Below are 18,800 nucleotides of genomic sequence, written 5' to 3' on the forward strand. Positions count from 1 at the left end.
TTCAATTTTGTATTGATTCACCAGCCAGCAAGCTGACCGGGAGAAAGCAAAGTTAAAACCGAAAGCTGATTCTGCTCTGAGGGCCTCGGTAAAGACCCTCAGCGATTCGCCATTTGTTTTCACACTTGCAACAAAGCCGAAGCTTCTGTTAACAAGCACAAAGAGCAACCTCGCACTGCTGAACTCAACAGAATAATCATCACCAAATTGTCAAAGATCTATGTGCCCGACTGGCGGGCTTGTCTCCGGCGAAGCTTAGCGTCTCGACGCTGAGCTCACAAGAGCAGTTTTTCATTTTGTTTTCACAAAACTTACTGAGTGAAAGTTCGCTTTGCAGGAAGCACTTAAAGTGTTTGCCGTGCTAGGTTTGCTTTCGTTCAAGGCTCGGTATCTTAGAGTCTTGAAGCGGCCAGTCAACCGCAGTTTTCAAAAAAAGTTGTTGAAGACTTCTTTTGATTTTCACTTGGTTTTGAACCGTTGGCCCGGAGGCTTTTTGGTCCCTGTGACTCGCGTTGCTGCGTGTCACGTTTCAAGTGAGGCGGGAAGATATAGGGCTTTGCTGATGATGGCAAGAGCCTTTTACCGTTTTCCGTAGATTTCTTTTCGTCTTCTTCATGCCGTCATCATCAAACTGTCGTTTGACCGCGGCAATACCGCTAAAACTGGCATCTCTTCGCATTGCGGTTTTTCCCCGGTGGATGGGACATTTTGGTTTGGCGGCATCGGCTTGCCTTCTTCGTTGCTTGCCAATCACCACCACCGCAACTCGCTCATGGCGGTTTTCTTACCGCATGGTGGTTGAATTCTGGTCCAAAAGCAACGTGTTGGAGACGTTGTTGCCAAAATCTCCAAAACGCTGGAATGTCCAGACGACCTGCTTCGTCGCGCGATCGACCTCGACAAGCTGAGGTTGATTCGGCCCCGCATGGCAATTTCCAAGCACGATGTTGCCGTTCTCGAGTAGCTCGAGCGTGGTAACCCAAGCCAAGCGAATCGATGGCAAGTCGTTTTGGTGGATCTGCCAAACGATTTCTTTCTCGGGCGTGACCTCAATCACGCTGTGCCCATTGCCGGTGGCAATCAGCGTGTTTCCGTTTGAGCGGCGGATCGCCGCAAACAAGCGATTGCCGAATCCTTCGGGACCGTGCCCTCCTTTGGCCTGCTTACCAAACATCGGAACCTCGTATTCCCAGATGACCTTGCCGGTTTCGTGATCATATTCGCGTGCAGTTCCATCAGCTTCATGAGCCACCAAGTAATTCCCGTTTTCGAGTCGGCGAACCAGTCGAGTATCGGTATGCGGATTGGGGTGGTCGACGACGAGCGGAATTGTCTTGAGCAGATTTCCCTCACGATCGATCTCGATAATGCGAGCTGAGCCGGATTCGGCCACCATGATTCGATCAGGAGCGATCATTTGAGCCGCATGAATTTCGATGCGTTTGCCCTGATTGCCGTTGCGTTTGCCTGCGTTGTATTCCCAAACGACTTGCTTCGTCTTGGGATTGATCTCGACCACCTTGTCGGAGTCTTTGAGGGTCAAGTAGTTGCCGTTGGGCAAAACGTGCAGATCATGAATGCCACCCCATGGCATTTCCCAGCTGATTTGTCCGTCGGGCTCGACTACGGCAAGTTTTCCGTTGCCTTGAATCAGCACGCGATGTTGGATTGACGTCTCTGCAGCGAATGCGGAGTGGGGGACAGCCGATGGAGGCACAAAGAAAAAAAGAAGGGTTGCCAACGAGGCAACAAATCGAAGTGGCATAGTGGGGTTCCTGGTTTGGTGGGTAATAACCAAACCAGGATACCCCATCGATGTCCCGTGTGCGGGAATTTGCACCCACACGTTCTCGCATATTTGTGATTCGATACCGCTGCGGAGTTAAGTCACCGCGTTTGAGGTGGGGGCTCCTGAAGTCGATAGACATTTCGCGATTTGGCGAACCGCTTGACGGAGCCGCTGCTCGTTTTCAACCAGCGACATTCGCAAAAAGCCTTCACCGGCGTTGCCGAATCCGCTGCCAGGGCTGACTGCGACGTTGCCCTCTTCGAGCAATTTCATGGCAAAGTCCATCGTGCTCATCTTGCTTTTCCAAGGTTCAGGGACCTCGGCCCAGACGAACATACCGGCCTTAGGCGGCGTTAGGTTCCATCCCAGTCGTCTCAGTCCGCTGACCAGCACATCGCGACGCCCTTGATAGATCATCGATTGTTTCTCGACGCTCGCCTCGGTTTCTCGCAGCGCCACGATGGCCGCGATTTGAATGGCTTGAAACATGCCGTAGTCGTAGTAGCCCTTGATTGTGCCAAGGCCCCGAATCATCTCGGAATTTCCAGCACAAAAACCGACTCGCCAACCCGCCATGTTGTAGCCCTTGCTCATGGTGGTGAACTCGACGCCCACGTCTTTGGCCCCCGGAGCACTCAAAAAGCTTGGCGGTTGATAGCCGTCAAACGCGACGTCGGCGTAAGCAAAGTCGTGAATGACCATGAATTTGTATTTCTTGGCCAGCCGCACAACTTCGACAAAGAAATCGGGCTCAATCACCGCCGAAGAGGGATTGTGCGGGTAATTGACGATCAAGACTTTGGGCTTGGGGGCCATGTGTTCGCAGGTATACGCGACGTTGCGTAAAAAGCGATCGGGATCAGCGACGTCCAACGCGACGACGTTGCCGCTCGCCAAAATGACGCCGTACATGTGGACGGGGAAATAAGGCGAGGGGATCATGGCGGTGTCACCCGGTCCCATCAGCGCCAAACACATGTGCGAAAATCCCTCTTTGCTGCCGAGACAGGCGATGATTTCCGAGTCGGGGTCAAGCCGTACGCCGTATTGACGGTTGTACTTGCTCGCAACTTCTTTGCGTAAATTTGCAATCCCATTGGACTTGCTGTAACCGTGGTTGCCGGGATCCGAAGCGGCATCGTGGAGCTTTTGGATCACCGTCGGATCAGGCGGATCGGATGGGTTGCCCATCCCAAGATCGATCACGTCATCGCCCGCACGTCGCTTCTGGTACAGCGAATTATTGATTCGCCCGAACATGTAGGGAGGAAGTCGGTCGACGCGTGAGGCGAATTTCACCTCAAACGGCTCCGGAACAGGATCGGTCGTCAACGGTGCAATTGCAGGAGCGTCAATGTTGGGCGTATCAGCGTCAAAAGGTTGACTCATGTCATTCAAGCCAAAAGGAATGGTCGGATCGGAAAATCAAAACCAAGTGGAAGGTCCGGCGGACCGCCCGGGTTGGTTTAGAGGTATTGTCGACCAGACACCGACAATCGCCCAGGGGTTATCGGTTCGTTGCACCAAGAAATGAGGCAAGCTGAAGCCAAAAGGGTGGCGTATAGGCCTTTTTACGCGGCTCGCAGTTGCGCTGAATCCATAAAAAAAGCCCCGCCATGACGGCGGGGCTTCGATTGACGCTTGTTTTTCACAGGCGTGCTTGTCTCTTTTCTTGCGTCGCTCTTTCGACGAGCGGCACTATTTCTTTTCTGCTTGAGGCACTTTTGCCATCTTGGGCAGCTCTTTTGCCGCAGCAAAGAAATTGTCGATCTCTGCCGACGACTTCAGTTCGTCGAAGCGGACCGTCATCGCCAAGTTCAATTTTTTCTCCGACAAATCTCGCACCAATTCGGTGCGGACGTCGTCGAGTTGCTTGACGACCGGTTCGGTGTAACCCTGGCATCGCATGATGATGTATTTGTCACCGGTGACGACAATGCCGCTGAGATCACCTGGTTTCATCGCAAACGCTTCGCGTTCGATCGCGAGTTGACCGCCATGTTTGCGAATCGGGGGGACTTTGCCCATGTTGCTCGCGGAAACCGGTTCAATGCTGTACTGTTCAGCCAGTTTTCCAAAGAAGGCGTCGTTCGGGTTGTCACGCGCCATCTCCCACACTTTTTGGGCACTGCGTTGATCCGCTAACACAATCGCCAAGACTTCGACGCGAGGCCCGTAGGACGATTCGAATCCTTGCTGGATATCTTGTTCATTGAGCGAAACAGAATCTTCGACAAGTTTTTTCAGTGCCACGCTCGGCCATACCGCATCGCGGACATACAGGTCCTGAGTGGTTGTTCCATCGGACGTTACCGATTGCAACCAAGATTTGACGTCAGGTTGGCCATCGGCGGTGACAAAACCAAAACTAGCGGCTGCACGTTGGATTTCTTGTTGTAGATCGACATCGCCGACCTGTTTGTTGGCTTTCTTGAGGGCTTGGGCAAGCAATTTGCGATTGATTTCCCCTTCGAGCACTTCGCTACCGTGACGTTTGGTGCATTCCGCTGCAACCGCCGCCAAACTCACCTGTTGACCGTTAATGATCGCTGCCACGCCAGGATATTGTTGGGATTTTTCGGCATCGCCCAAAACGGTGACCACTTGGGCTTCGGCTTGCAGCTGAGCAAAGAGGTCCGTTGCGGCGCCTCGCATTTTTTCATCGCGAATGCGGTCGTTGATTTGAGCCCGGATGCTTGGCATCGCTTGCGGCGATGGCGTGGTCGCAGGTAGACGACGTACCGCTTGCAGGAAAATCCATTGATCGCCGAGCTGCAATACAGGTGAAATTTCGTTGTCTTGCAAAGCGAACGCTGCTTCTTCCAAACGAGTGTCACCGGTGTAGCGGCGGATCGGCGGAATCAATCCGCCCACGCTTGCACTCGCTTCGTCTTCGCTGCGTTCTTTGGCCAACGCGGCAAATTGATCGGGAGCGGCAACCGCTTTTTGACGCAACAATTCAGCGTCGGATTTGCTTGCCATCATGATCAGTCGACATTTTACCGCTTCGCCAAATTGCGAAATGAATGCCTTGTTGAATTCTTCGTCGGTCACTTGCACGCGATCGGCGACCAAGCGCCGCAGCGCCAACATTGGCCACACGATTTCGCGACTGTATTGATCGGGTTGGATATCGCGTTCTTCCTGCAACAATTGCAAGTAAGCTTGCATCGACAACCCAAACTTGGAGGCGATACGATTGATTTCTTCACGAACTTCTGTCGACGTGACCTCGATTCCGTGCGTCTTACACGCCTGCAGAATCAAATGGCGGTTGACCATATTTTCGAGAACGTCTTTGCCATAGCGGCGCAACGATTCTTCGTTAAGTGTTTTGCGAGTGATCGGATCCGCATTGACGACCGCTACGACATCGTTCGCCGTGTCCTGAGCCGCCACGGGATGGCTAATCAATGTCGGGGTGATGCTCAGCAATAGTGTCAGGTAGAGGCCGACGCGAAGCAGCGAACTCATCCACTGCTTGAGTTGATGGGATGTTAGAGGCATGGCGGTCACTCCTTTGAACCGACTGTGATCGTTGACGTCGCCGAGAAGTAAAACGTGAGCAGCACACAACTGCATTCTCAAGCGATAGTGCCTTCGAGCCGCAACATAGGAAAAATTCCTATTTCGACTCAAGACGAAAAGTTTTGCTGCCGGGGCTGTCCATGCGGCGGTGGATTGCAAGCGTTCTGAACTACAAACGATTTGTAATTCCTACCGAAGCATCGCCACCCCATGCTCCTTGGAAATTGCTGTGTGTTTCTCTAAGTCGTGTTGTGTAAACGGTTTACGTTTGTTTTGGTTGGTTTTTTTGAAGCTTTGGCACGGCTCGTGCAATATCCTTTTTTCGTTGCCAAGACGGATCTGGTCAGGACACGAAACGGCAGCAATTCACTTTTATCTCGACGACGAATACAAACGCAAAGGACACTGCCATGTTGGTTTTAACTCGCAAACTTGACGAAAAGATTCAAATCGGCAACGACATCACCATCACCCTGGTTCGAGTTCAAGGAAACACGGTGCGAATCGGCATCGAAGCTCCACGCGACATTCGAGTGATTCGTGCTGAGTTGGAAGCGTTGGATCAAACGCTCGAAGTCGACGAGAACCCGTTGAGTGAACGGGAAGAAGCCTTCGCTCACCCCACCACGGTCACAGGCCGCTCAAAAAAGCACGTCGCCAAACGACGTGATCAATCCGCAGAAAAGCCCGCTACAGAAAAGCCTGCTACCGCGAAAACTACGATCGCGAAAAACTCGGGCGCGACGGCTAATCGTGTGGGAGCGTTGTCAGGCCAAGTCTATATGACTCGAGTGCCCGTTAACGGCAATACCGTGCGTAAAAACGCGGCGCCCCTGGCGGCGTTCTTGCCAACCGATGTGAATGTGGGGATCGCACAATGAGCCGGTCTGTCGGTCCGGCAAAGGGGGATCGCAGTGGGGCTTTCCCAATCAACGTCGATAGGCGTCCGCAGCGTGCATGGACGGTTCACTTGGGCCCGTGGCAATACGATCATGGGCATCGATATCTTGAAGATGTTCGAGCAAGATACGGCGAACTTCGAAAATCGCTTTCCCCGTCATATGAATATGAGTGTGCTCGGCATCGACCGTGATTTCGCTTTCCACGTCGTCCATGTGAGCACTGGCGTATTCCACGACACCATCATTTTTACGAGACTTGGGACCAAACAGCGGCGGTTTTTCTAAGACACCGATAATGTTGTGGTATTTGACGTTCGGCGACTTCTTCGCACGCAACATGACGGGGAAGATAGGTGATTTTGGCGACAGCGAATCGACGGCATTAACAGCGGTTAACAGCTTCGTATCACGAAAGAAGTCGGGGTTTTCGCGTGTCAAACGCTGGCCCGTCGAGACGAACATCTGAGGCAGTTTGATAAATTTGCGGGCCAACCACTGTGTGTAATCGTTGGAAAAATCGCTGCCGCGGTGTGGAGTTCCAATCGTGATCACGCGCCCCACCGACTGATTGGGTTTGAAGTAGAGCGTGCTGACCAACTTGACGCGGTCCTCTTGCTCGCCCTTTAACTTGTCCGCAGGCTGGTCGCTGACGATCTTCCAAAAATCGTCACCACTATCCATCGTCTGCAATCGGCTGACGAGTCCGCCCATGCTATGCCCGACCAACACCATGTTGTCGACCGCTTGATCGCGATGACTGGGGTCAAACGAACCTCGCATGGCAGCTAAGTCAGCACGCAGTTGCTGCGCACTAATCCAAAAAGGTTGGCCAGATGGATAGAGATAGAACCAGAATTGATATCGTTCGCGGATCTCGGGAAAGCTGCGGAGGTCATTAAACATGTCCATCCATGTCAGCGGACTCGACCACAGACCATGCACCATCAAAACCGGGATGCGATCGGGGTCGTACGGTTCGAGCATATAGATGCCTCGCCGTTCTTGAGAACCATCGGGATCGAGCAAGCCTTCGGTCGCGTGATTGCGTTTGCGAAATTCAGGACTGTCTAGGAAATAGGCCAGCGGTGTCGTCAGATCGGTTTCCAGCGGGACCCACTGGTTGGCGATTTCGATTTGGTTAGCTTCCAGCGGATCAAAGAATTCGAGCACGCAGGTCGCGGATTCGCCCGCGCGTTTGCCGGACGTGCCAGATTCTGACGTGCCAGGGGAGCAACGCATCATCGCCGAAACGGCATAGCTCAGCCCCGACGGGTAATAGCGTTCGCGTGAATCGTTTTTGTCGGCAGGTTTCCGCACCGCGATCAGCGGGACGCCTAGCCCGTAGGTGGTGTGCCGGTTGTTGAGCGTCTCGATGTCAAAGTCACTGACAAACTCGTAACGGTCAAACTCCTCCGGTTTCCATTTGCCTCGCATTTCGGTGCGGACGATGAATTCGCGATCCGGAGTGGAAATCGTGTAGGTGCTGCCTGGTTCGATGCGATGTTCGCTGCACAGGATTCGCAGCGTGTCTTCGAGCGATTCGTTGTACAGATCGCACGCTGCACGGAATTGAGGATCAAATGCATTGCGAGTGATTTGCAGATCGTCGCTGAATAGGTAATCGTAGGAATTCGTTAACGCAATTCCGTAGTGATTCAGTGCGTTCAGCAAATCACCGCTGCGTTCCGCCTTTTTGCCCTCGACGTACGAAAGTTCGCTCAGAGCGTAGACCAATTCCGAGTCAGGCGACTCGTTGATCGTTTGCCGGATTTTGGCAAAACATTTTTTGCGATCGGCGGCATATTGGTCTTCCAACCCAAACCGATTTAACGTGTGCCATGTTCGCTCGCTGATCTCGGGGCCGCGGAATGTCACCAATTTTAGATTGGTGGCGAGCGGATTTTCGCGAATCGAACGGTTCGAAACGTAACGGGTGGACGTGCACCCCGCCCCGAAACCCAGCAGCGTTAGCAAGAACAGAAGCCACACGCCGTGAGCGTTGATGGGCCGATTCGTCGCAAGAAAAGTCAACGCGAAAGAGCGCGCGGCGGCCGATTTCGCACCCCTGTGGGTGCGAAAGTCGTGGGTCACGCATTCCGTTGCGAGCAATTGCGGCATTCCGATCCATCGTCCTGACGTGGCAAGACCGCTAAGTTGGAGACATTCAAGGCAATTTTGCCCAACGTTAGAAACGTTGGGCGTTCGCTGTCAACCTTAGCTTGTTCCCTATTGGAAACCGCCACCACCGAGGCCACCACCGACCCCGCCACCAGCATCGGTTCCGCCTTCGCCATCGACGAAGTTAAACGTTCGCACGTCACCGACTTGCGAGAACGTGGGCACGGGGCTGATTCGCACGTAACGACGATCCGCCGAGATGATTGCGAGTCCCGACACCGAAGCTCCTTCGGGAAGCTGGGTGATTTCAGGTCGGAAACCGACCGCGCCACGATTGAACCGACCTAGGCCACCCAAGTTGCCACCGCCTCCGATGACGCCGCCGCCACCCACGCTGCCGCCCGTCAATGACTGCACGTCATTAAACAGATTTTGCAAAACTTGGGCTGCGTCAGGTCCATCGCCAGCGAATTGGGCGAGCGCCTGATGATTCATATCACGTTGCACGTCTCGCAGATGAGCGAGCTGAGCTGCGGCGACATCCTCTTTGCGTTGTCCATCTTTGACTTCAAAGACGACCATCGCGTCCTGAACGCCAATCGGAATTTCTTCGCGAATGAAGCGTTGGCTTGGACGTCCGACGTCGGTGATGATTTCGACCGTTGCGTTGCCAGTGGAAACGTCTCCCCAAACTCGGCGAATCAGCAATCGATATTTTCCAGTAAAGCCTTTCGGACACAGGTAGGTTTCCGAAACGGTCCCCAGTTCATCGTCACCACGACCAGGGAATGAATCGCCCAACAGCGTTCCACCGCCGGCGGACGACGGGCTATCGATGGCACAAATGGTTCCCGAGGGTTCTTCGACCGCCAAATCAAGGTCGGCATCGCCAGTCCACGAAACACGGACGATGGCGTCATGGGAAGCGGCCAATCGCAGCGATTCGCTGAACTTCTGAGCCTCGTCGGTTCGGCCTTCAGCAATCAATTCGCTGTGGGTCGCACGCGCGACCAAGCGAGCTTGTTCGACGATCGGTTGGAATTTTTCGGGCCATGCTTGGCTCAATACACCACTGCATGCCCACGACAATGCGTCAATGTCATTGAGTTGTTGAGCGATGCGGAGCCCCATCAAGTAAGGTTCACGTCGATAAGGATCGAGTGCGGAAATCTTTTGGCACAATTCGAGTGCCGCTGCTCCCGAGCCGACCTCTTCGAGTCGTGCGGCAACATGCAAAACCTCTTCGGGGGTCTCGGCAAAATCGACTGCCGAAAGCAGGGTGCGTTCGATCTCTTCTTTCGGAGCGTTCGTTGCTTTGAGTGCGATTGCATAAGCTTGATACATCCAAGTTTGGACATGGCCCGCACGCATCGCTGCGGCGATGACTTCTCGCATCTCGGCAAAACAGGCGACCGTTTGCTCGGTCTTGCCGCTTTCTTGGAATTTCAAGGCCTTGGTCGACCACTCGCCGACCGTTTCGCGAACGCGTTGATCCAAACGAGTGAGGTCTTCGGCAGAATCAATTTCGACGGTCGAGAAAAATTGGTCCCAGGCTTCCGCTTTGGATTGACCTTCGGCGACCTGAATTCGAATCGGTTTGATGTCAAAACGTGACAGCGTTTTCTTGGCCGGTTTTGCAACGGATGGGGGAGTCGCGTTTTCAGCGCTAGTTGCTGAAGGGGACGCGGTGGTTTTGTTTTGCAGCGAGACGTCATCGGGAACCGCGAACATACCGCCGCCTCCCATGCCGCCCATGCCGCCGCCCATACCACCCATGCCGCCGCCCATGCCGCCGCCCATACCGCCACCCATGCCGCCGCCCATGCCGCCGCCCATACCACCACCCATGCCGCCGCCCATGCCGCCGCCACCGAGTTGCATGACAGGAACGACGAGGTCACCGACGGGGTAGACTTTGGTCACGAGGTTTTCTTCGGCCGCTTCTTGGGTGGTGATCTGCATCACCTCGTCCTTGATCATGTAGGTCAAGTCGAGTTCGCGAAGCATCAGCCGCATGAAAGAACGAAGCGAAACGTTTTTCAGTTCAATCGTGACAGGGCTGTCGGCGGTTAGACCAATTTCTTCCAACGCACGTCGATCAACGACGATCGGAATGTCATGGTCCGTCGCGATTTTTTGAATGGCTTCTTCAAGCGGTGTTTCCACGAAAATCTGGCTGGTTTCATCACTGAGCGAAGCTTGGATCCGGCGCTCGGTATCGTTGTCGCCAACCAGTTCGATCGCACCGTAACGCTCGATGCGGCGTCGGCTGAGCTTTTGCCATGCATCGGCTTCGGGCCAAACGACGGGTGGCTCATCCACAAACGGAATCGCCGCTTTGAGCACCAACGAGAAGGCATCGACAAAGTTGCGATCCCGCATCTCGGTGTAACGACGATCGCGAGCGTAGGTTTGTAGCCACAACGGATAGTCAATGAATTGACGTCCGGCGGTTGAGTCACGAGTGATCGTATCTCCGGCTAGACGAGCAAACGGAATCGAGACTTCGCCGTCCGCTTCCTCGTAACGGCCTTCGCCGATCAAGGCATTCATTTGTTCGGACAATGTCTTGAGCGACTGTTCGTTCCGGAAAGTTTCCTCGAGCAAACGGGTCATCGCGTTTGCGCCTTTGGCCTGTTGTTCAAGGTTGGCTTGAGCGTCCAAGAAGCGAGCTTCTTTGCTGCTGGCAAGTTGGATCGCCGAGCGAACTTGACCCATCAATTCTTTGCGTACATCGGGGCTGACGTTCGCTGTCATCTCGATTCTGCCGAGCAGCGATTTCAGTGATCCGGAAACCCCTTGTGGATCGTTGATCAATTGGCGACGAGCTGCCCTTAGCTGAGAGCTGACCTCGGCACGCAGACGCCCTTCGGCAAGCGATTGTTCGGCTTCGACTTGATCCAGCAACGCACCGCCCGATTCGAGCAGCTCGTCATCGCCGACGGCAGGACCAAAGAAATTGTTGTCTCGCATCGGCGCCGCGTTGCGGGGCTGAGCGACTCGTGGCTGAGCAACTTGGGGTTGAGCAACCCGAGGTGCGGGTTGGCGTGGAGCCGCAGCAGGTGGCGCCGCTGGAGGCGCGTCCTGAATGTCCATTGGATCGTTTTCAACTGCGGCGGCCGCATCGTTGTTGCCGAACACATCGTCACCGGCTGCAGGTGCAGGGTCGCTTCCAAAAACGTCACCACCCTCTTCCATCGGAGCGTCACCGCCGCCGAAAATATCATCGAACGGCGAATCGGCGGGGTTCTGAATGATCAGCGTGTTCGCTTCTTCGGTGACCGTTTCGATCGCTTTGGCTTCGGGATTGTTGGGGTCGGCTTTGAGTGCTTTTTCAGCAATCGCCTTTGCTCCACGCATGTTGCCTTGCTTGACCGCGATGTTTCCGGCGCGAACAAGGTCTTCGGCTTGAGTCGCTAATGCATGAGCGGTTTGACGCAGCATCGGTGATCCAGCCGTGGCCAACATCAGCCCTCGATTGGCGGCCGACTCGTCGACCAAACCTGGCAAAAAGGCAAAGTCGGGATGACTCGCTTCGATCTCGCCATCAATTTGGATGGCAACATTCGCCGCAGTCGTCTCGCCCATCAATTGGAACGAAACATCACCGGAGGCCATCTTCATGTGCCCCAACAAAATCGAATCACGGTCCAGACGAAGCGGTGGCAAACGGTCTTGTTGAACCGATTTCATTCCCTCGGTCAACTTGGCATCGCTAATCCAAATCGGCGACATCGATGCCGACTTGCCTACGTGGCGAGCGATGGCAACCGAATTTGCGTCTTCCGCAGTGCCAACGACACCGAGGACACCACCGGTTTGATTCGCCAAAATTCCCATCACTTCGATGTTCGCAGTCGGTCCGATCACCACGCTGTGAACCGAAATGCGGTCCGATCGCAAAGCATCCACTAACGCTTCGAAACGCTTTTTATCCGCATTGGCTTCGAGCGATGATCCATCCCCGATATAAACGATGCTGCGAGTTCGACTAGCCGGTTCGCCGACCAACGTCGCGCGAATCGAGTCGATGACGGTAATCAAGTTGGTGTTGCCAAGCGGCAATCGTTGACCCAGTTTCGCAATCGCGTTCTGAGTCAGTGAAGAGCTTGGCGATTCGAAGTCGCCACTCAAATCGGCCGTTTTGATATCCGCAGCGAACAAGCGAACGCGGTCGCCGGCGCGGAATTGTTCGATCACACTGCGAATCGCGGCGATCGAATCGCGACGGTATTCTCCGACTTGGCTCGCCGACGTATCGACCACCACGACAATGTCGGCATCCGCTTTGCGAACCGCATCCAACAGCGAATCACTCGCCGCCGGTTGCAGCGAAGCCGCGAAGTACGCGTCGCCCGATGGCATCTTGTAACTCGCCACGCGAACCTGACCTCCATCGCTAGAGGGTTCGTCGGCGGATACCGTCGGAATCCACATGGCCGTCGTTAGCAGTAGACCGGTCGCCAGCTTTCGGGGGCTGGATTGTTGAACGAATAGTGCGACTTGTCGCAATCCCATCTGATTATCTCTTTCGCGAGTGACAGAAAACGCGTTTTTGCTGTGTTCTGGTTCTGAATAGCGGAAAGTAGGGCAGAAAAGCACTCTCCCACTAGAGAGTCTATTTCCCAGGTTTCCGTTTTGCTACGAAAAAACCGGGGTTTCGCTGCGTTGGTGTGTCGAACTTTACGGTTGTATGTGTTGCATTTTGCTACAGGTGTTGCAATCTGATTCAGCATACCGGTTCGTTTGACCCCATTGGCGTCACCCTACCTTCTTCAAAGCTAGCACCGTGCCAAAGTCAGGCATCCGGTGATGTAATAAAAACATTGGAAATCTTTTCCCCAGCGTTCGCTTGAGCTTCCCACCCTACCGACGTGCCAACGAAAAAAGGCGAGGCCGATCTCGAAAGACCGACCCCGCCTCGCACGGGGGGACGCTTAGTATCTGGTGGTTGTGAATCGTGTCGCGTTGCGTCCCGCTGACACACCAAAGACTAGTTCGACTCTGGGATCCAAGTCGTCTTTCTTGATCGGTTCTCGAATGAATTTGTGAATCGATGCCATCGCCCAGGCTGTTTGTGAGGGTCAATCGGGTTGTAGGAGCGTGATTTGTGCTGATATCCGTACTGCTACCTGTGCGGAGGTTCGGAACAAGGTATTTCAACCCGCTTTTTTCGTCTTCTTGGCCGACAGGCGTCCGTTTCTGGGTGGTTCCACATCGAAACGCTCTGTCGATCGGCAAAACCCAGGTTGTCTCTCGGCCGACTTATCCGCACACTGCGTTGCGAGAGCTTGGAGGGTTCAGGCAATCAAATCGCAATCATCAGAATTTGGAAGGGAGATCTTGCGTTGGAAGATCAAAAAATCGACTTGCCTGAGCGGCTTGACCTGATCGCGGTAGGCGCCCATCCGGACGATGTCGAAATCGCTTGTGGGGGAACGCTGGCGAAACTTGCCAACAAAGGTTATCGAGTCGGGATCATCGATCTGACCGATGGCGAGCCGACACCGAACTCGCCCAGTCCCGAAGTTCGGCTGCTTGAATCGCAAGCCGCGGCAAAGGTGCTGGGAATCAAAAAGCGAATTCAGCTCGATCTGCCTAATCGCCGCTTATTCGACTGTTTCGAGCACCGCGTTGCGCTAGCCAAAGAGTTTCGCCGCTATCGGCCTCAACTCGTGATTGGCTTTGGCGAGAAAACCCCAATGGCGTCTCCGGATCATTGGCAAGCGATGCAAATTACCGATGCCGCCGTCTTTTACAGCCGGCTGACCAAGTGGGACGAATATTTTCCCGGTTTGCCAGTTCACTCTATCCAGAGGCAACTTTATTACCGGTTGGCGGTCGAACCGGACACGTTGGCGGGAAATCCGTATCACCAAATTGTCGACATCAGCGACACGATCGAGACCAAGATCGAGTCAATCTTGTGTTACAAGACTCAGTTCGAACACAAACCGAATATCGTCACCCGCGTTCGCGCGGCGGCAACCGTGACCGGTGCCGCCGCCAGTGTTACCGCAGGAGAATCGTTTGCCGCAGCGAAGCCGTTCGCGGTGGATAATTTGATGGTCACACTCGGGCTCGAACCGCTGATGGACTAGCGATCGCGGAAGGACTAGCTGCGTTTTCCGCGTTTCGGGGTGATTTCCTCTTCGCCTCCGTCGTCCCCTTCGCGATGACGACGGTGCAGATACATCTTGATCGGCACTTCGCCAAACGGCAGGTGGTCTCGCAATACGCCCAGCAAATAACGCTTGTAATCCGCAGTAAATGCCTTCGGTTCGCTGCACATCAACACCACGGTCGGGGGTTCGGTGGCGACTTGCGTGGCAAAGTAAATCTTGGGGCGACGGTTTTGGTACATCGCCGGCGGATGAGCGTCGATGGCGGCTCGGATTAACCGGTTCAGCTGCCCCGTGGTTACCCGTTCCCGCGCCTGTTTGAACAACATCGTCGCGTGATTGAGCAGCGTTTTGACATTCTTTCCGGTTTGGCCGGTGATGAATGCGATCGGGGCATAGGTGAGTGTGGGGAATTGGGCATGGATGTAGCGAACCCAGCGATCGGTCGGCACTTGGCCGTGATATTTATCCCACTTGTTGATCACAAAGATGCAGGGTTTGTGATTTTCCATCACATAGCCCATCAACTGTTTGTCGACTTTGCTGACGGTTTCGCCCGCATCGAAGAACATCAAAACGACGTCCGCTCGACGAACGCTTCGCTGAGCACGATGCATCCCGTAATACTCGAGGTCGGTTCGCTGGCTTTTGCGTTTGCGAAGCCCTGGGGTGTCGATCGCCATAAAGGACTGGCCATCTATCTCGAAAATCACATCGACGCTGTCACGCGTCGTTCCGGCCACTTCGCTGACGATCATGCGGTCATCTTCGGCCAACGTGTTGACGAACGTGCTTTTGCCGACATTTCGCCGTCCAACGATCGTCACCTTCATCTGAGGTTCTTGGACCAATTCGTTATTCGGTTCGGGTAACCGATCGACGATCAGGTCGAGCAAATCTTGGCGGTTGCGATTCTGAGTCGTGCTGACCCGAATCAGGTGCCCGCGACCGAGACGCTGAAAATCTTCGGCCAACACGTCTTGGTGCGATTGATCGGCCTTGTTGGCGACCAAGATCACCGGACGCTGAACCGAGCGAAGACGCTCGGACACCTCTTCGTCCATCGGCATCACACCGGTCTGGACGTCGACCACCAACACGATCACATCGGCGGTATTGATCGCGATTTCAATTTGGTTGCGAACGTCCTCGGTCAGATTGTCCGCGTCCACCACCCCCATTCCGCCCGTATCGACCAGCTCGAAAAAACGGTCATTTGATTCGATCAACGTCGTCATTCGGTCGCGTGTGACGCCTTCGTAATCGTCGACAATGGCAAGGCGACGACGCGCAAGCCAGTTAAATAGGCTGCTTTTGCCTACATTGGGACGACCGACAATAGCGACTCGAGGGACGGGCATTCGTGATTACAGGGGTGCGGGAACAACAAACAGGGGCACGGGAACAACAGTGTGACAATGCGCTTAAGCACTGAATCCTATTCTCGGCGACCCAAATCACAAAGCCCTAGAAGACGTTCAAACCTAGATTCGCTAGAATCTCCGCTATGTCTGACAAGATTTTACCCCCGCTGGATCGCGATCAATTGATCATGCAGGCCGCTGCGCTTGCCAATCATCTGGCGCGAGCCGGTGTGCAGTGGATGCCACGTCCCAATTTGGACACGGTCCAGACGCTGAAGTCGCGGTTTGAAGCGGCTAGTGCCACCTCGTCCGTCGACAATGCCGCGTCTTCGGTCGCCCAAAATGCCCGTCCACCCGTGGTTGATTCTGGCGGAACTCCGTCGGGGGGGGCTGCTGCGGCGCCGTCCCCACCACCGCCAACCCAACCGCCACCGCGTCGACCGGCTTTGAGTCCGATGCTGGTCGGCGAGGCGGGCAAACCCTATCCAGGCGTCAGTTTGCCGGTGGCGCAGCGTGAAAGTGAACTGGCGGCCTTGGCAAGCGAAGTGGCGGCCTGCCAGCGATGTCCCCAACTTGTTCGTTGCCGCACCCAAACCGTGTTCGGCGAAGGAAACGCGGCCGCGCGAGTCGTGTTCTTTGGCGAAGGCCCCGGCGCCGACGAAGACCGCAGCGGACGCCCCTTTGTTGGCAAAGCGGGGCAACTGCTGACCAAAATGATTCAAGCCTGCAAATTCTCGCGCGAAGAGGTCTACATCCTCAACACCGTCAAATGCCGGCCGCCAGGAAACCGGAACCCTGAACCCGAAGAAATTGCCAATTGCCGTCCCTACTTCGAAAAGCAAATTGAACTGATTCGCCCCGAATACATCGTCTGTCTCGGGGCCGTCAGCGGACAAGCGTTGCTCGACAGCAAATTGTCGGTCGGGCGACTTCGGGGGCAATTTCACCCCTATTTTGATAGCAAAGTCATTGTGACCTATCACCCGGCCTACTTACTGCGAAATCCCGCCGCCAAGAAAGCCGCTTGGGAAGATTTGCAAATGATGCTTCGCGATGCAGGACTGATCTAGTCCGCAAAAATTCTTCGCACTTTTTTTAAACGGGAATCCTCTCTTTCCCGCAAAAGAGCCCTAACTGCTTTATTTGCTAGCATTTACGGCGATGTTTTTCCTCTTGACCGATCCAAACGGATGGGAACAATTCGTACACAACGGTGAAGCGGAGGACTGCTTTTCCGCATGGCAAAGGATTTGCCATGAAACCATCATCATCGCAATGTGCAGGGAGGCCATCATGCGTCATGCGGTCAAATCTTCGTTCGTTTCCAGTGCGAAGTCTTCTCACTCCGCCCCAACCTCGACAGCAACTCCATCCGAGTTGACATCCGATGGGAGTTTGTCGTTGGCGACGTTGATTCCCAACGCCAAATTCTTTGCCGCCAGTGATGTGGTCTTCACCGAGATCGCCGATGACGTCCACACGGCACAGCCAGGCGAGTTGGTTGTTTTCCCGATCGGAGACCAAGAGCCTACCGAATTCATCGCAGCGGCCTTGGCTCGTGGGGCTGCGGGGATTTTGACCGAACAAATTTTGCCTTGCCCGCTACCGCAATGCGTTGTGGGAGATGTCGATTTGGCGATTGCCGGGGTGAACGCCAAACGACTCAATCGCCCCGACCGTCGTTTGTTGACCATTGGTGTTTTTGGTTCCGCCGGCAAGACGACGACGGCCTTGATGGTTTCTCAGCTGCTTCGCAATCTGGGGCTTCGCACCTCGTACCAAACGGGGCTGGGAGATTGCGACGGCGTGGTGCAGTCGACCGCATCCGAGTCGGTTCCGGCCGGGGGAGCTTTGGTTCAGTGGCTCGGCGATTGTTGCGACGCCGGAGCCAAGACCGCTGTGATCGAATTGTCCGAACAAGATGCCAAGCACGGACGATACGATTCGATTGAATTTGATTTGTTGGTGATCACCGGCACGCCTCAAGACGACGACGACTTTGGCCCCTCGGGACTGAATTGTGTACTCGACCGCATGACCGGCAGTGGCGTGGTGGTCGTTTCGGCCGATTCGCCTGCCGTGCTGCGTTCGGTGCGAGATCACGGCGCCAATGCATTTACTTATGGCGTTCGTCATGCTGCCGATGTCACCGCAAAACTGATCGAACAAGAATGTGGCATGTCCACGTTGCTGATGACCAACGAATCGGTCACCGCAGTGATGGAAACTCCGCTGTGTGGTGCGGCAATGGCGTCCAACCATGCTGCGGCCGCGGCGATTGGAATTCTGCTGAATCAACCGCTTCAAGAACTCGTCGAGCATCTGGGAAAGCTACGCGAGATTCCGGGGCGGATGCAGGTGCTGAGTTCCTTTGAGTGTGCCGATGTGATCATCGACTCGGCGAATTCCCCCGAGCAAATCGGTTCGGCGCTACGTGCGGCTCGTTCCATGAAACAGCCTGGCGGACGACTCTGGTGCGTGATGGCGATTGATCCGAGCGACGATCCAGTCAAGCTTGCCTTGGCTGGCGGTCATCTCGAGCGTTTTGCCGACAAGCCGATCGTGACCTGTGGCGCAGAATCCAAAGATCTGTTTTTGACCGGATCGCATGCCGTGCTCGATGGTGTCAAGGATTGTGCACTGCTGCGTTTAGTTGCCAGTGATCGCCGCGCGATCCAGTGGGCCATCCGTGAAGCATCGACTCGCGACACGATTCTATGGATTGGCGGGATTCGGCAAGGGGGAACTCGGCAAGGCGGAGCCAAACAGGAACGTCAACGCGTTGCACAGGTCACCGATTGGGTCGTCGCGTGCAAAGACGCGATTGCAGCCGAGTCCGATCGCCATCCTGCGACGAAGATTGAAACCTCCGTCACCAATGACAACCCGATGATCTTGTCGATCTTCAAGAAATGACGTTTAAGAAATAAGAGGGGCAAGAAATAAGAGGGGCAAGTAAGACAGGATGCTTGCCGCG

10 protein-coding genes are annotated in these 18,800 nt (G+C 54.7%); 4 read left to right on the top strand and 6 right to left on the bottom strand.

Annotated elements, in window-relative coordinates:
* Window positions 1-784: 784 nt before the first annotated feature.
* The 3 genes from ABD971_RS21000 to ABD971_RS21010 form a co-directional block, all read right to left on the bottom strand.
* A complete protein-coding gene (locus ABD971_RS21000) occupies window positions 785-1,765 on the bottom strand; it encodes an outer membrane protein assembly factor BamB family protein (RefSeq protein ID WP_345325295.1) in 981 nt (326 codons plus the stop codon).
* A 117-nt stretch (window positions 1,766-1,882) separates the two neighbouring features.
* Window positions 1,883-3,178, bottom strand: a complete 1,296-nt coding sequence (locus ABD971_RS21005; protein WP_339938099.1) for an aminotransferase class I/II-fold pyridoxal phosphate-dependent enzyme — start codon at window positions 3,176-3,178, stop codon at window positions 1,883-1,885.
* Between the two features lie 309 nt (window positions 3,179-3,487).
* A complete protein-coding gene (locus tag ABD971_RS21010; RefSeq protein ID WP_339938097.1) occupies window positions 3,488-5,296 on the bottom strand; it encodes a peptidylprolyl isomerase in 1,809 nt (602 codons plus the stop codon).
* A 431-nt stretch (window positions 5,297-5,727) separates the two neighbouring features.
* Between ABD971_RS21010 and ABD971_RS21015 the strand changes: the two genes are divergently transcribed.
* On the top strand, window positions 5,728-6,198 hold the full coding sequence (locus tag ABD971_RS21015) for a carbon storage regulator (protein ID WP_345325300.1): 471 nt from the start codon (window positions 5,728-5,730) through the stop codon (window positions 6,196-6,198).
* A 48-nt stretch (window positions 6,199-6,246) separates the two neighbouring features.
* Here the strand turns inward: ABD971_RS21015 and ABD971_RS21020 are convergent, their stop codons facing one another.
* Window positions 6,247-8,337, bottom strand: a complete 2,091-nt coding sequence (locus ABD971_RS21020) for an alpha/beta fold hydrolase (RefSeq protein WP_345325302.1) — start codon at window positions 8,335-8,337, stop codon at window positions 6,247-6,249.
* Between the two features lie 108 nt (window positions 8,338-8,445).
* Entirely contained in the window at window positions 8,446-12,855 is a 4,410-nt protein-coding gene (locus ABD971_RS21025; protein ID WP_345325304.1) for a hypothetical protein, read from the bottom strand.
* Window positions 12,856-13,685: 830 nt separating this feature from the next.
* Between ABD971_RS21025 and ABD971_RS21030 the strand changes: the two genes are divergently transcribed.
* The gene (locus ABD971_RS21030) at window positions 13,686-14,438 is read left to right on the top strand and encodes a PIG-L family deacetylase (protein WP_339938090.1); all 753 of its coding nucleotides are present in this window, start codon (window positions 13,686-13,688) and stop codon (window positions 14,436-14,438) included.
* A 14-nt stretch (window positions 14,439-14,452) separates the two neighbouring features.
* Here ABD971_RS21030 and der read toward each other — a convergent pair whose 3' ends face one another.
* The gene (gene der / locus ABD971_RS21035) at window positions 14,453-15,820 is read right to left on the bottom strand and encodes a ribosome biogenesis GTPase Der (RefSeq protein WP_345325307.1); all 1,368 of its coding nucleotides are present in this window, start codon (window positions 15,818-15,820) and stop codon (window positions 14,453-14,455) included.
* A gap of 146 nt (window positions 15,821-15,966) precedes the next feature.
* Between der and ABD971_RS21040 the strand changes: the two genes are divergently transcribed.
* Window positions 15,967-16,893 (top strand): uracil-DNA glycosylase, encoded by a 927-nt coding sequence (locus ABD971_RS21040; RefSeq protein ID WP_345325309.1) that lies wholly within the window; start codon window positions 15,967-15,969, stop codon window positions 16,891-16,893.
* 223 nt (window positions 16,894-17,116) lie between these two features.
* A complete protein-coding gene (locus ABD971_RS21045) occupies window positions 17,117-18,739 on the top strand; it encodes a Mur ligase family protein (protein ID WP_345325311.1) in 1,623 nt (540 codons plus the stop codon).
* The last annotated feature ends 61 nt before the right edge of the window (window positions 18,740-18,800 follow it).

Origin of the sequence: Novipirellula rosea (assembly GCF_039541335.1) — a bacterium.
Taxonomy (GTDB): domain Bacteria; phylum Planctomycetota; class Planctomycetia; order Pirellulales; family Pirellulaceae; genus Novipirellula; species Novipirellula rosea.